Source organism: Castellaniella denitrificans, assembly GCF_042653765.1.
Classification (GTDB): domain Bacteria; phylum Pseudomonadota; class Gammaproteobacteria; order Burkholderiales; family Burkholderiaceae_B; genus Castellaniella; species Castellaniella denitrificans.
In genome coordinates, this window is the sequence record NZ_JBHSEZ010000028.1 from 329,438 (window position 1) to 343,313 (window position 13,876).

Genomic DNA, 13,876 nt, shown 5'->3' on the forward strand with positions numbered 1-13,876 from the left:
GCCGCCTATTCCGCGTGCCGCCTATTCCATCATCGAGGCCGCTTCCGCCTCTCCGTCGGGCTCCGGCGGTTTCCGCCCGATCCCGCGCGTTCGCATGAGCCACAGGCAGGGGATGGCGAACAGAGTCATCCAGAACATCAGCCTGAAATCGTCCAGGTAGGCGATGAAGGAAGCCTGGGTATTCAGGATTTCGTTCAGCGCCGCCATCGGGCCCGGACCGCTGGCCAGCGCCGCGGCCACGGGGCCGGCCAGCAGCGCCTTCGAGGTGATGTGGGAAGCGAGCGTGCTGTGCATGATGGCCGTGTTGCGCACCATCAAGGTCTGCATGACGGAAATGCCGATGCTGCTGCCGATGTTGCGCGACAGGCTGTAAATGGCCGTGCCTTCGGGCCTGAGGGGCCTTGCCAAGGTGGAGAATGTCATGGTGATCAGCGGCACCGATGTGAATCCCAGGCCCAGCCCTTGCACGAATCCCGGCCAGGCCACGTCCCATTCCGTGACTTGCGGCGTATAGCATGACATGTTCCACAATGACGATGCCGTCAGGCCGAATCCCAGCGCGACGATCAGGCGGCTGTCGATGCGTCCGACCAGCCGGCCGGCCAGCAGCATGGCGATCATGGTCCCGATGCCCGTCGGCGCCGTCACGAGCCCCGTCGTCATCACGGGGTAGCCCAGCAGCGTCTCGAGCATCGACGGCAGCAGCGCGCGCGTGGCATACAGCAGCAGGCCCAGCAAAAAATAGAAGGCCAGGCCGGTGACGAAATTGCGGTCTTTCAACAGTGCCTTGTTGAAGAAGGACTCGCTGCCGTCGGTGGCCGTGTGCAGCGCGAAAAAGGTGAAGGCGATGATCGCGCAGACCGCTTCCGCCCGGATCTCGATGGACCCGAACCAGTCCGCCTGTTCCCCGCGGTCGAGCAGCAGCTGGAGCATTCCGATGGCCATGGCGAGCATGGCGAAGCCGAACCAGTCGAATCCGGGCGGCGCGGACGACCTGGTTTCGCCGACGAAGCGATAGACGCCGATCAGCGCCAGGGCGCCCAGCGGGAGATTGATCAGGAACACCCAGCGCCAGCTCTCGTTGTCGGTCAGCCAGCCCCCCAGGGTCGGTCCAAGGATCGGCCCCAGCATCACTCCCATGCCCCAGAGGGCCATTGCGCGGGCGTGCCGCTCCGGCGGATTGATGTCCAGCATCACGGCTTGCGACAAGGGCACCAGGGCCGCGCCGAACACGCCTTGCAGCAGGCGCGCCACGACGATTTCCGGGAGATTGCCGGCCATGCCGCATAGCAGGGAACTGATCGTGAATCCGGCGATGGACGCAAGGAATACGGTTTTACGCCCGAATCTGCCCGATACCCACCCTGTGACCGGGGTGGCGATGGCCGCCGCGACGATATAGGAGGTCAGTACCCAGGTGATCTGGTCCTGCGAGGCCGACAGCCCGCCGGCCATGTGCGGCAGGGCGACGTTGGCGATGGTGCTGTCCAGCGTCTGCATGATGGTGGCCAGCATGATCGACACGGTGATCATGGGCCGCCTGGATTGGTCGGCGTCGGGATGGTGGAACTTCGGGGCCGTCGTCATATATGGAAGGAAGCCATGTAATAACTTGAGTTACTACATGCGCAAAAAAAGAGTGGATGGCGTATTTGGCTTGGGTGGAAGGCGTCTATTCGAGATTGTCCAGCAGCTTGCGCAGCAGGTGCTGCAACTGGTCCACTTCATCCGGGGTGAAGCCCTCGAACGCCTTCTTGAGGTGCTGCCTTCGCTGGGGAAGCTGGCTTTCCACGAAGGCGATGCCTTGCCGTGTGAGTTCGAGGAACAATTGGCGCCCGTCGGTCTGGTCGGCAACGCGCCGGGTCAGGCCATGCCGTTCCAGCTGCCGCGCTACCCGCGTGCTGTTCATCCGCGATGAATTCATGTATACGCTGAGCTCCGAGGGTTTGAGCCGGCGCTCTTTGCTGGCGTAGATCACTACCAGGGAGGTCCATAGCGTCGCGTTGAGGCCATGAGGCTTGAATGGAGCATCCATGTAATCGTTCAGGCGCGCTCCGGTGTGCTGGAAAAGGCGCGCGATCACGGCCTCGCGCATCATTCCGCGCGAAGAAAGGCGGTGCGACAGGCCCTGCATGGCCTGCTCGAAGGCGTCGAAGGAGGAGGATCCGGACATGATAGTAACGAAGGTTACTAGGTAAAAGACCGGTTTTCAAGCCGCGAATGCGGGGCGCCGCGGCACGGGAAGAAATCTGTGCTAGAATCACGTTCTTTCGGGGCGTAGCGCAGCCTGGTAGCGCACTTGCATGGGGTGCAAGGGGTCGCGAGTTCGAATCCCGCCGTCCCGACCAGCATGATCAAGGGCCTGCAGAGTTTTCTCTGCAGGCCCTTGCCGTTTTCAGCTCCGGCGACCCCTTGCACCCCATGCAAGGGATAGCCGATCGACCGGGCTCCATCCCATGAACGATGGAATGGAGCGCGCGTCAGTGATAATCGATCCGTACGTTCGCGTAGACGATCCGCCCGGAACTGGCGTAGAGGTCGTTGTAGCCGCGATAGTCCTTGTCGAACAGGTTCTCCGCGCCCACGTTGAACGACACGTGCTTCCAGGCCGGCGGGGTGATCGAGAACTTCAGGTTCGCCAAGGCATAGCCCGGATTCTCGTTCTTGCCCGCGGCATCGTAGTAACTGCTGCCGCGGTATTCCACCTCGGGGATCACGGCCAGCCAGTTCGTGGCTCGCCACTGCGCATAGGCCAGGCCCAGATGGGCGGGGCGGTCGGTGAACTTCAGGTCCGGGTCTTCCTTGTTGCGCATGTGCAGATAGGCGTAGTTCAGGCCCAGCAGCAGGCTTGGCGATACGGTGTATTGCACGCCCAGGTCCACGCCCTTGCGCTCCGTGACGCCCGGCACGTTCTCGTACTGGCGCACGGCGAATCCGGGGTAGAGGTTGTAGTCGAAGTCCGAGCGCTGGAATGCGTTCCTGGAGCGGCTGTAGAACACGCTGCCCTCCAGGCGCATGCCCGGCAGCGGGTTCCCCACGTAGCCCAGCTCATAGTGGATGGACTGTTCTGGCTTGAGTCCGGGATTCTGAAGCGTCAGGCTGCCGACGGCATCGCCTTTGGAACATCCCGTCATGCCGGCCGGGCATTTTGTCGTGGAGTCCGCTCCATAGTTGGAATAGGATTCCTTGAACGAGGGGAAGCGGGTTTTCTTCGATACGCTCAGGCGGAACGTGTGCGCATTCGATGGTTTGTAGAAGATGGCCACCTGCGGATCGAAGGTGTCGATGCTTGGGTTGAGCTTGGAACTGGCCGAGGGGTACCGGTCCAGCAGACTGTGTGTGGTGTTGCCGATGTCCGTGGCGTCGGACTCGCGCCGGGTGTAGATGGCGCCGATCTGGGCCTCCCAGTTCGGATCGAGGGTCCAGGTGTCTTCCAGGGCAAAGGAAAGGAAATTCTGCTTCACCTTCTGGTCGGTGCCGGCCAGTGTCGCATCCGTATAGATATTGGTGTTGAACGAACGGTGCTCCTCATCCTTGTAGCTGAGCATGGCCTTCAACAGGTGGTTGGGGATGATTTCGGTGCCGATTTCCACCGAGGCGCCGAAGGCCTTGTCGTCGTAGTGGCTGCCTTCGGGCCTTTTTTGCCACCAATCCATGGTGTTCTGGAACTTGTCGTAATACACCCGCGGCTTGACGTAGAACCGGTTGTCGGCGAATCGGGTATTGGACACGAAGGAGATCGTTTCGCGGTCCCATTTCGGCCATTCCCATACCGTCGGAACGAAATAGCCGTCTCCCCCGGCCCCGGGCATCTTGGTGGCGGTCTGCTTGGCGTAGCTGAGCACATATTCGTCCGTGGCATTGGGGACGTAGCCGAGACGCAGGCTGCCGCGGCGGTCGCGCGTCCTGTAGTCGTAGCGGTCGGAATCCACCGCATACCCGCGCTCGTCCTTGCCCACGAAGTTCTCGGCCAGCCTGGTATAGCCGCGCTCGAAATACGAGGCCCCGGCCTGCAGATACCAGTTGTCCTGCAATGTGCCGACGTTGGTGCTGAATTCTTTGACGTTGCCGGTGGCCGTGCCCAGGGTGGCGTTCGCATCCAGCGCGGAGCGCGGGCGCAAGGTCACGATATTGATGGCCCCGCCTTGTGTATTGTGGCCATACAGCACGGAGCTGTAGCCCTTGGCCACCTGGATGGAGGCCACGTCCGCCGTGGTGAAGCGGCCCAGGTCGGAATAGCCGTCATACGGGATGTACACCGGAATGCCATCGAGGAAAATCGGCATGGCCTTCAGATCGTAGCCCCGGACGTAGACGTTGGACTCGTAGCGGCCGCCGCCTGGCGGGTTGTAGGAGACCCCCGGCACCAGCTTCAGGGCGGTGCCGATGTCCTTTTTTTCCAGCAATTCGATCGTGTCGCGGTCCACGACGGACTCCGCTTCTTCGGCGGCTGTCTCGGCTTGTCCGTAGACTTGCACCGTGCCCAGGGTGAACACGTTCTTTCCCTCGGCCGGCGAGACTTGCTGCGCCATCAGCGGAAGCGCCGACAGGCACATGACGGCCGCCGCCGCGATGCGCAGGCGCGGGCATGGCGATGCGCCCGGGCCGGCCCCCGTCGCCGGCGGCGTGTTATCTGGTTCGTGCTTCATGCTTCTGTTCCCCTTGTGGTTGTGATTCCCTGACGGGTTGAGATGGGCCGTCCGCCGGAAGACCCCCGGCGGCGGAGACGTCGCGCCGGACCAGGCCGGGCAGGTTGTCGAGTACATCCTGGGCGTCCAGCCCGTATATCCGGCCCAGGTTCGACGCGGTCATGACGGTGTCGACGTCGCCCGAGGCCAGCACGCGCCGCTGGTGCAGCAGCACGACGCGGTCGGCCACGCGCAAGACCTGGTCGGGCTGGTGCATGGTCAGCAAAATCAGGAAGCCCGCATCGCGCAGTTGCCGAATATGCGACAGCACCCGCAGCTGATTGCCGAAATCCAGGCTGGATGTCGGTTCGTCCAGCACGAGCACCTGGGCTTGCTGGGCCAGCGCGCGCGCGATCATCGCCAGTTGGCGTTCGCCGCCGCTGAGCTGCATGTAGTTGCGATGGCGCAGGTGTGAAATTCCCAGCCGCTGCAGGGCCTGCGAGACGATGGCGCGGTCCTTTTGCCCGGGCGACGCATGCCAGCGCAGGTGCATGGTCCGTCCCATCAGCACCACGTGCTCCACCGTGAAGGGAAATGCGACGAGATGCGCCTGCGGGACGTAGGCGATCCGCCGGGCCAGGGCGGTGCGGTCCCAGCCGGACAGGGGCTCGCCGTCCAGGAGGATCGTTCCCGATTGCGGTTTCAGCAGGCCCAATGCGGCTTTCAGCAGGGTCGTCTTGCCGCAGCCGTTCGGCCCCAGCAGGCAGACGATTTCCTGCTCGTCCAATGTCAGGCTGACCCGCTCCAGGCAGCGCCTTGCGCCGTAGCCGACGCTGACCTCGCGCAGCTCCAGCACGCTCATCGCTGGGCCCCCTTGCGGATCAGCAGGCTCAGGAAGAAGGGGGCGCCGATGCCGACCGTGATGATGCCCAATGGGATTTCGATGGCGAATGCCGAGCGCGCCACGGTGTCGGCCAGGACCAGGAATGCCGCGCCGATCATCAGGCTGGCGGGCAGCAGGGCGCGAAAGTCGGGGCCCACCAGCAGGCGCGCCACGTGCGGGATGACCAGGCCTATCCAGCTGATGATGCCGGTGATGGCGACGGCCGATGCCGTCATCAGGGTGGCCCCGATGATGAACAGCAGCCGCGTATTGCGGACATCGACTCCCAGCGCCTGGGCCTCTTCGTCGTCGAGGCTGAGCACGTTCATGCGCCAGCGCAGCAGCACCATCGGAAGCATGCCCGCCAGCATGACGGGCAGTACCCCCCGCACGTCCTCCATGGCCACGCCGTTGAGCGAGCCCATGAGCCAGAAGGTCATGCTGGGCAAGTCGCGGTAGGGGTCGGCCAGTATCCTGACCAGGGCGATCCCTCCGCCGAACAGGGAGCTGACGGCGATGCCCGTCAAGACCAGCGAGAGGATGGGACTATGGTGCTGCGCCATGCGCGCCGCGGTGATCACCAGGATCACGACCAGCAGGCCGCCCGCGAAGGCCCACAGCTGGATCAGCAGCAGCGGCAATCCGAAGAAGATGGCCAGCATGGCCCCCAGGCCCGCGCCGGCCGAAATGCCGAGGATGTCGGCCGACACCAATGGATTGCGGAACATGTTCTGGTAGGCGGCGCCCGCGGCGGACAGGCAGGCGCCGACCACGATTCCCGCCACGATGCGCGGCAGGCGCACTTGCCACAGCACGCGATCCACCGCATTGGGAGAGGCATCCCCGCCATCCAGCCAGTAATGCCGGAATGACAGCGCGAAGTCCTGCCATGACATCGGGTATTTGCCGATGAAGAAGGCCGACAGGATGGCGGCGGCGCAGGCCAGCGACATGGCTGGCCAGATCGCCATGCTCGTGTTCGATCGCATGACGCATCCGGCCTATGATTCGAAGCCGTCGATGGCGGACAGGGCCTCGGGCGTGAGCGCGTAGCCATAGAACAATTCAAAGTACCGGACCACCTCTTTCCGGTAGCGTTCCAGGGGCCATTGGTCGGGGTAGAGCACATGCATGCCCCACAACAGGCCCAGCAGCCGATTGATGCAAGGCGGGTGATCCATCCAGCCGAATGGCACCGATGGGACCAGGTGATATCGGCCCTGCCGCACGGCGCGGTAATCCTTCCAGACCGGCTCGGTTTGCAGCCTCTGAAAGAAATTGGGGTCCTGCGTCAGAATCACGTCGGGATCCCATTGGATCAATTGCTCCATGGAAATCCGGGCGATCAGGTCTTTTCCCGCCGCCGCCGCGACATTTCGCGCGCCCAGTCTGTCGATGACCTCGGTGTGCATGGAGCCCGACAGCCCCGTCTCCAGGCCATCCGCGCCCCGGCCGAAGAATATGCCGGGGATCGTACGGGCTTTTTCCCGGACCGACCGCGCTTCGGACAATACGGATTCGGCGAAATCGGCCAGCGGTTTCCCGCTTCCGGGCGCCCCCAGCATTTTTCCCAGCAGGCGCAATTGGCCCGCCGAGTCGGCCAGCCGGCCGCTGACGAGCACATAGGGAATGCCTGTTTGCTGGTGGACCCGCTCGGCGGTCGAGGTATAGCTGGCGCTGGTGCTGCCTACGTCCACGATGATGTCGGGCTTCAGCTCCAGCAGCCGTTCCATGGGGAACGTGGAGGCGCGGCCGGCGATGCGGCCGGTATGGGGCAGGGCGCGTACCGTGCCGGAAAAGTATTTCTTGTGGTCGTCGGGAATGTTGTGCGTGGAGAGGCCGGTCAGCTTTTCAGGTACCAGCGAGAGCAGCAGCACGTCCGCGACCGGACCGGCGCTGACGATCCGCCGGATGGCGCCGGCATCGGGGATTTTGCCGTAAGCGGCGGCCAGCAAAGGCGAATCGGAGAACGATGCTTCCTTGGCGGCGGACAGGAGGGGCGTGGCTCCGGCCCCAAGGCTGAAGACGGCTTTCAGAAAAGATCTACGTTGCATGAAGGACACGCTCGGATGAAGGAGTGGGTTGGGCCGTCAATCCACTTCGGGCCGAGGCCCCGGCCCGGTGGCGGATGCCGTTCGACATGAGAGGGCATTCCGGTATCGTTATATATCTATATATATAGCGATGGGTGTTCATGCCGTGACATCGGTTTGCGCGATGTCAATCGAAGCGTAGATGCGGCATAGTGCGCGATCCGCCGGGGAGGATGGTCGCGCCTGGCCGGCGCGGCCGGTGTCCGCATCTCCGGCCTGGAGGGCGCACCGGCCTTTTCATGCGGGATCTATCCGGGGCGGCTCCCGGTGATGGCCTTCCCGCCGTCGGCGCATCGGGCGATCGGGGCGGTTTCCGCCGTGTTTGCCGGATGCGCCGCGGCGGCGTCCCTCAATGCGCGATCCGGGTCCCGAGCACCGCCAGGAACTGCGCCAGCCAGGCGGGATGCGCGGGCCAGGCCGGCGCGGTGACCAGGTTGCCGTCGGTATGGGCCTGGTCGATGCCGATCTCGGCATAGGTGCCGCCGGCCAGGCGGACCTCGGGGGCGCATGCCGGGTAGGCCGAGCAGGTGCGCCCCTTCAGCACATCCGCCGCCGCCAGGAGCTGCGCGCCGTGGCAGATCGAGGCGATGGGCTTGCCGGCCCGGTCGAAGCTGCGCACGATGTCCAGCACCTTGTCGTTCATGCGCAGGTACTCGGGCGCCCGTCCGCCGGCGATGACCAGCGCGTCGTAGGCCTGCGGATCGACCTGGTCGAAATCGGCGTTCAGGGTGAAATTGTGGCCGCGCTTTTCGCTATAGGTCTGCGCGCCCTCGAAGTCGTGGATCGCGGTGGCGATCGTCTCGCCGGACTTCTTGCCCGGGCACACGGCATGCACGGTGTGCCCGACCGCCTGCAGGGCCTGGAACGGCACCATGGTTTCATAGTCTTCGGCGTAATCGCCGACCAGCATCAGCAGTTTCTTGGCCATCATGGTCTCCTGGGAAGGGATGGGCTATGGCTATAGCTATAGCCTCAGGGAAGGTTCGTTGCCCGCATCGGAACGGCCGTCGAGGGCGCGCGCCGCCGCCGGGGCCGCATGCCGCACGGTCCGGTCGAGCACGTTCCTGGCGTCCCGCATCGACTGGCCCCTGAGTTCGGAATAGCGCATACAGGTCACCCGCAGGAAGGAGGTGAAGTTCGACACCTCGTTCCCGCATGCGTAGACCTCGTCGTACAGCTTCGCGATCAACTGGTTGGTCGTCATCCCTTCGTCGTGCGCAAGCTGCGACAGCGTGTCCCAGAACAGGTTCTCGAGCTTGATGCTGGTCACGACCCTGGCGATGCGCACCGATCGGCTCCGGGATTCGTACTGGATCGGATCGGTGTTGGAATAGATATGGCACATGGCGCCTCCCATCTGAAATTCCTCCTGCCGCCGCCTCAGAGGGCCTTGCGCGACATGAGGTCCGCGATCGTCTCGGCCTGCCGGATCGCCAGCGACACGATCGTCAGGGTCGGATTCTCGGCCGCGCTCGACGTGAACTGGCTGCCGTCCGAGATGAACAGGTTCGGCACGTCGTGCGCGCGGCCGTGCCTGTCGCAGACGCCGTCATCGGCCTTGAGGCTCATGCGGCAGGTGCCCAGGTTGTGGGTCGAGGGATAGGGCGGCGTATGGAAGGTGCGCCGCGCTCCCGCCGCCTCGTAGAGCGCCGAACTGCGCTCGAACGCGTGATCGCGCATGGCCTGGTCGTTGGGGTGGTCGTCGTAGTGCACGTTGGCCACCGGCAGCCCGAAACGGTCCTTGACCTCGGCGTTCAAGGTGATGCGGTTGGTTTCCTGGGGCAGGTCCTCGCCCACGATCCATAAGCCCGCCGTCCTGACATAGTCATCCATGAAGGAGGCGAAGTTCGCGCCCCAGGCGCCCGGATCCAGGAACGCGGCGTAGAAGGGAAGGCCGAGACTGATCGTTTCGAGCTCGTAGCCCCCGGAGAATCCGCGCGCGGGATCGTGCTTCGCTTCGTCCTGGACGATGCCGGCCATCGTCGTACCCCTGTACATGTGCACCGGCTTGTCGAAGACAGCATACACCGACCCGGTCGTATGGCGCATGTAGTTCCGGCCGACCTGTCCGGAACTGTTCGCCAGGCCGTGCCTGAACTTGGCGGACTCCGAAAGCAGCAGCAGGCGCGGGGTCTCGATCGAATTGCCGGCCACGCAGACGGCGCGCGCCGCCTGCCGCCGTTCCTTGCCGTCCTGGTCGAAATAGACCACGGCATTGACCTTGCCCCGGCGGTCGTGCTCGATGCGCGCCGCCTGGCACCGGATCCGCAGGTCGAGCCGGCCGGTGGCTTCCGCCCTGGGGATTTCGGTATACAGGGTCGACCACTTGGCCGCCGCCTTGCAGCCCTGGAAACAGAAGCCCTGCTGGATACAGGGCGACCGTCCGTCGCGGGCCACGCTGTTGATGGCCATGTGTCCGGTGCTGACTTCCTTGTAGCCGATCCTGGTGGCGCCGGCGTACATGATCTTGAAATTGTTGTTGCCGGGCAGTCCCGGGATGCCGTTGGTCCGCGTGACCCCCATTTTGGCCTCGGCGCGCGCGTAGTAGGGCTCCATCTCGGCCAGGCTGACGGGCCAGTCCAGCAGGTTGCTGCCCGGCAGGTCGCCGTACGTCGTCCTGGCCTTGAATTCGTGTTCCTGAAAGCGCAGCGAGGCCCCCGCCCAGTGGGTCGTCGTGCCGCCCACCGTCTTGCAGATCCAGGCGGGCAGGTTGGGAAAGTCCCGGGCGATGCGCCACGAGCCGGACGTCGTGCGCTTGTCGAGCCAGGCGAGCTGGCCGAACGACTTCCATTCGTCCTGGATGAAACTTTCCGGGCTCTCCCGCCCGCCGGCTTCCAGCACCACCACATGGATGCCCTTTTGACACAGTTCGTTCGCCAGCGTGCCGCCGCCGGCCCCCGAACCGATGATGACGACCACGCTGTCGTCCTTGTCGTCGTACTTGGCCATGATTGTCTCCTGCCGATTTTTTTCTCGAAAGACGCCATCCCGCGGATGCGCGTTTTGCGGTTCCGCGCCGTCTTCAGGCGTCGAAGGGCGGCGGGCTCGCCGAGGCGGGCGGATCGGGCAGCCAGGTCAGGTCGTTGAAGCCGCGCTTGATGTAGCCGCCCTTCGACCAGGTCTCGCCCTCGTAGCCGAAGTGCTTGTAGGCCATCTGGTTGTCGTAGATCGAGGTCACGCATTGGCTGCGGATCTTCTGGAAAAACGGATCCGTGCGCATGGCTTCGAGTATCGCGAGCTGCCGCTGCGGAGTCGCCGAGGCCCAGTTCCCGCCGGCGGCGCGGTTCAGCGATTCGATGCCCGATCGCACCAGATCGCGGACCGTTGCGTCGCGGCAGGCCGCGTCGATGTCCTTGACGAGCAGGGCGTAGACCGCGTCCGGCAGGTCGTCGTGCGGATACAGGCGCCTGGCCATCAGCAGCAGGTCCCGGGCCTGGTTCTTGTCGAGGACCTGGGCTTCGAGCGCCCAGGTCCTGGAGGGCGCCAGCGCCGCCAGCAGCGTGCCGGCGGACAGGGTGCCGGCCAGGACGACGGTTCCCTTCAGGAATTCGCGGCGCGATCCGCGCCGGACGCGGGGAATGGCGGACTCCGGCGGCCGGTCGATGGTTTCTTTCATGTTTGTCTCCTGAAATGATGTCGCCGGGTGAGGGTGTCCCGGCTGGTTCTCATCGGTAATGCCCGCCTTCCCGCAGGGCCTCGATCTTGCAGCCGTCCGGGTGGCCCTTGTTCAGCGTCAGTTCGATCTCGACCGGGCTGGCGTCGCAGCGGAGATGGACCGGGGTGAAGGTGGGAAAGTCGAGCTGGTGGGTTTCCTGGAATCCGAACGCATCCCGGTAGAAACCGATGGACCGCCGCAGGTCCCGCACCCGGATCACGAGATGGATGAGTCTGGCCACATCCGGCTCCTTGCTTGTGCTCGTTGTGTCCAATTATGCGAGCACGGCGCATGGAGGGGTAACAGCCGGATGCTACATTCGGGCGGGCGGCGTTCTCCCGCCCGGGCGTACAGGAAGAGTCCGGGTCAGCGCCTATCGGCGTAGGCTTCCACGAGCCGGTCGAGGAAGCCGTACAGCGTCCGGTTCATGGCGCCGTAGTCATGGGCGCGCAGGACGTCGGGCGGCTGCACGAACCGGCGTGCGGCGAATGTCCCCGGTTCCCGCCCGGAAGCGGCGATCAGCCGTTCGATCACTTCGGGCGTGAACTCCATGTGGCACTGGAATCCGTAGGCGAGATCGCCGTATTCGATGATCTGCCGGGGGCATCCTTCGCTGCGGGCGATGACCTTCGCGTGCGCAGTCAGGCCCGGCATGTCGTTGTGCCAGTGGCCCACTTCCAGCGTGTCGCCGAAGTGCGAGAACTTGGCGTTCGCCTTTCCCGCGGCCGTCAGCAGGATCGGAAACTTGCCGATCTCTCTTTCCGGGCTGTGCTCGTGCGGGGCGCCGAGGGCCGTGCCGAGCAACTGCGCCCCGAGGCAGACTCCGACGACGGCCTTCCCGCCGTCGACGCATCGGGCGATCAGGGCGCATTCGGCGGCGGCGTCGAAGTGCGGGCATTCCTCCCGGGTGGTGGACGGCGATTGCGGGCCGCCCATCACCACCAGCAGATCGATGTCGTCGATGGACCGCGGCAGCGGTTCATGGTCGTAGACGCGGGAATAGCCAGCTTCGAATCCACGTTCCTTGATCCAGGTTTCATAGGCGCCAGGGGCTTCGAACGACTCGTGGACGACGAAATGGACTTTCATGGTTCTCCTTGAAATCCGCTGGGTGATACAGGGGGGCCGGGTCCGGCCACGGCGATCCGGCCCGGTCCCCGCAGCCGCTTCCGCGGCGTCCGTTCAATCGCCCTGCAAATGCGGGCCAGGGCCGCCTGGGCATCACCATGGGCCAGAGCCTGGTGGCGGCCTTCCCGGACACGATGGTGCTACAGACTTGAATACGACGGCAAGACTGGAAGGGCTCAAGGTCTCGACAACCGAATCGTCTAAAGGATCAGGCTATGGTTTTTTGATAGGGAACGCGGGACGATGATTCATTTTGTCCCGCGTTCCCCTATGGTTGAGCCTGTGCCCGGCTGGGGATCTCGTGGCCAAGACCAAAACGCGACGAGTTCAAGAATCGCCCGTCAGTATTACGGACTGGCGGCTTTCAGTGCATTTTCATTTCGTGAAGTTGAAATCCGCGTTCCATTTCGCCAGATCATCCTTGGAATACTTCATGGAATCCTCTGTGCTCATGCGGAAGTATTGCGCGGACTTGATGGGCGGCAGGGTCACGCCCAGCACGGTGGGCGATGCCACGTCGGCACGCGCGGGGTATTCGCCCAGTTTCGAGAATACTTCCTGGCCGCGCTTGGACAGGTTGTAGTTGATGAAGACTTTCGCCGCGGCCGCGTTCTTGGCGGAACTGGTCATGCCCAGGTAGTAATCGTAGACGGCCACGCCTTCGGCAGGGACGACGAACATGAGCGGCGCCTTGTCCTTGGTGGCCAGCACGCCGATGTCGCTGACCTTGACGGTGCCGACCGCGACCTCGCCCCTGGCCAGGGCGATGGCTTCCTGCCCGAGCGAGTTATAGATCACCGGATCCTGGCTTGCGTATTTCTTGAAATAGTCCTCGCCCAGCTTCGACAGCATGAATCGGTTCAGGGCCGCGGTGCTGCCGCCAGATCCGCCTTGTACGATGCCGATCTTGTTTTTCCATTTTCCGCTGACCATGTCCGCCCAGGATGTGGGCGCGGACGCTTTGTCGACCAGCTGGGTGTTGTAGCCAATGCTGTAGACCGAGTCGAAGGTCAGGTTGAACAGGCCCTGGTCCAGGCTGAGTTCGGGGATGTCGGCAATGATGGGGGGCAGGTATTTTTGCCAGACTCCAGCTTTTTGCATCGCTTGCGCGATTGGATAATCGGAGGTGCGGACGACGTCCGCCCCCAGTTTGCCGGCGCCTTGCTCGGACAGCACGCGTTCGGCCAGCTGGTTGGGCGTCAGGCGGATCATGCTGACCTTGATGCCGGTGTCTTTCGTGAAGCGGTCGATCAGGACTTTCTCGGCGGATTGCACGTACCCCGTGTACAGGCGCAGGGTTTCCTGCCTGGCCTGCTGGTACGTGGCGCTGTCGGCGATGGTTTCGCCCTCGATGACCAGTGCGCCGTTCGTTGCGGGTGTCGCCCCGTGCGCCATGACGGCGTAGGCGGACAGGATCAGGGCGGCTGAGATCGCCTTCGTGGCGAAGTGGTTTTTGGCGGATGTGAAGGGTGCCATGCGGAGTCTCCTT

13 protein-coding genes and 1 tRNA gene are annotated in these 13,876 nt (G+C 64.1%); 1 reads left to right on the plus strand and 13 read right to left on the minus strand.

The window, feature by feature from the left end; genetic code table 11:
- Nucleotides 1-21: 21 nt before the first annotated feature.
- Together ACFO27_RS13665 and ACFO27_RS13670 are read right to left on the minus strand one after the other, a co-directional pair.
- Entirely contained in the window at nucleotides 22-1,587 is a 1,566-nt protein-coding gene (locus ACFO27_RS13665; protein ID WP_376817813.1) for a DHA2 family efflux MFS transporter permease subunit, read from the minus strand.
- Between the two features lie 85 nt (nucleotides 1,588-1,672).
- Nucleotides 1,673-2,173 carry a MarR family transcriptional regulator gene (locus ACFO27_RS13670; protein WP_376817814.1) on the minus strand — a complete coding sequence of 167 codons (501 nt, stop codon included), beginning with the start codon at nucleotides 2,171-2,173 and terminating at the stop codon, nucleotides 1,673-1,675.
- A 98-nt stretch (nucleotides 2,174-2,271) separates the two neighbouring features.
- Here ACFO27_RS13670 and ACFO27_RS13675 point away from each other — a divergent pair.
- A tRNA-Pro gene (locus tag ACFO27_RS13675) sits at nucleotides 2,272-2,348 on the plus strand.
- A gap of 132 nt (nucleotides 2,349-2,480) precedes the next feature.
- Here the strand turns inward: ACFO27_RS13675 and ACFO27_RS13680 are convergent.
- From ACFO27_RS13680 to ACFO27_RS13730, 11 genes are all read right to left on the minus strand, one after another.
- Nucleotides 2,481-4,649: a TonB-dependent receptor plug domain-containing protein gene (locus tag ACFO27_RS13680; RefSeq protein WP_376817815.1), complete on the minus strand. Its 2,169-nt coding sequence runs from the start codon at nucleotides 4,647-4,649 to the stop codon at nucleotides 2,481-2,483.
- Nucleotides 4,630-5,490, minus strand: coding sequence for an ABC transporter ATP-binding protein (locus ACFO27_RS13685; RefSeq protein WP_376817816.1), 861 nt, complete (start codon nucleotides 5,488-5,490; stop codon nucleotides 4,630-4,632). The genes ACFO27_RS13680 and ACFO27_RS13685 overlap by 20 nt, the downstream gene beginning before the upstream one ends.
- Nucleotides 5,487-6,500: a FecCD family ABC transporter permease gene (locus ACFO27_RS13690; RefSeq protein WP_376817817.1), complete on the minus strand. Its 1,014-nt coding sequence runs from the start codon at nucleotides 6,498-6,500 to the stop codon at nucleotides 5,487-5,489. Before ACFO27_RS13690 ends, ACFO27_RS13685 begins: the two co-directional genes overlap by 4 nt.
- A 12-nt stretch (nucleotides 6,501-6,512) precedes the next feature.
- Nucleotides 6,513-7,565 carry an iron ABC transporter substrate-binding protein gene (locus tag ACFO27_RS13695; RefSeq protein WP_376817818.1) on the minus strand — a complete coding sequence of 351 codons (1,053 nt, stop codon included), beginning with the start codon at nucleotides 7,563-7,565 and terminating at the stop codon, nucleotides 6,513-6,515.
- Nucleotides 7,566-7,953: 388 nt separating this feature from the next.
- On the minus strand, nucleotides 7,954-8,532 hold the full coding sequence (locus ACFO27_RS13700; RefSeq protein ID WP_376818062.1) for a DJ-1/PfpI family protein: 579 nt from the start codon (nucleotides 8,530-8,532) through the stop codon (nucleotides 7,954-7,956).
- Nucleotides 8,533-8,568: 36 nt separating this feature from the next.
- The gene (locus tag ACFO27_RS13705; protein WP_376818063.1) at nucleotides 8,569-8,949 is read right to left on the minus strand and encodes a ribbon-helix-helix domain-containing protein; all 381 of its coding nucleotides are present in this window, start codon (nucleotides 8,947-8,949) and stop codon (nucleotides 8,569-8,571) included.
- A 35-nt stretch (nucleotides 8,950-8,984) separates the two neighbouring features.
- Nucleotides 8,985-10,553: a GMC family oxidoreductase gene (locus ACFO27_RS13710; protein ID WP_376817819.1), complete on the minus strand. Its 1,569-nt coding sequence runs from the start codon at nucleotides 10,551-10,553 to the stop codon at nucleotides 8,985-8,987.
- 73 nt (nucleotides 10,554-10,626) lie between these two features.
- Nucleotides 10,627-11,220: a tat (twin-arginine translocation) pathway signal sequence gene (locus ACFO27_RS13715; RefSeq protein ID WP_376817820.1), complete on the minus strand. Its 594-nt coding sequence runs from the start codon at nucleotides 11,218-11,220 to the stop codon at nucleotides 10,627-10,629.
- Between the two features lie 49 nt (nucleotides 11,221-11,269).
- The gene (locus ACFO27_RS13720) at nucleotides 11,270-11,500 is read right to left on the minus strand and encodes a VOC family protein (protein ID WP_376817821.1); all 231 of its coding nucleotides are present in this window, start codon (nucleotides 11,498-11,500) and stop codon (nucleotides 11,270-11,272) included.
- Between the two features lie 125 nt (nucleotides 11,501-11,625).
- Nucleotides 11,626-12,348 carry a type 1 glutamine amidotransferase gene (locus ACFO27_RS13725; RefSeq protein ID WP_376817822.1) on the minus strand — a complete coding sequence of 241 codons (723 nt, stop codon included), beginning with the start codon at nucleotides 12,346-12,348 and terminating at the stop codon, nucleotides 11,626-11,628.
- 414 nt (nucleotides 12,349-12,762) lie between these two features.
- Nucleotides 12,763-13,863, minus strand: coding sequence for an ABC transporter substrate-binding protein (locus ACFO27_RS13730; RefSeq protein ID WP_376817823.1), 1,101 nt, complete (start codon nucleotides 13,861-13,863; stop codon nucleotides 12,763-12,765).
- Nucleotides 13,864-13,876 lie beyond the last annotated feature (13 nt).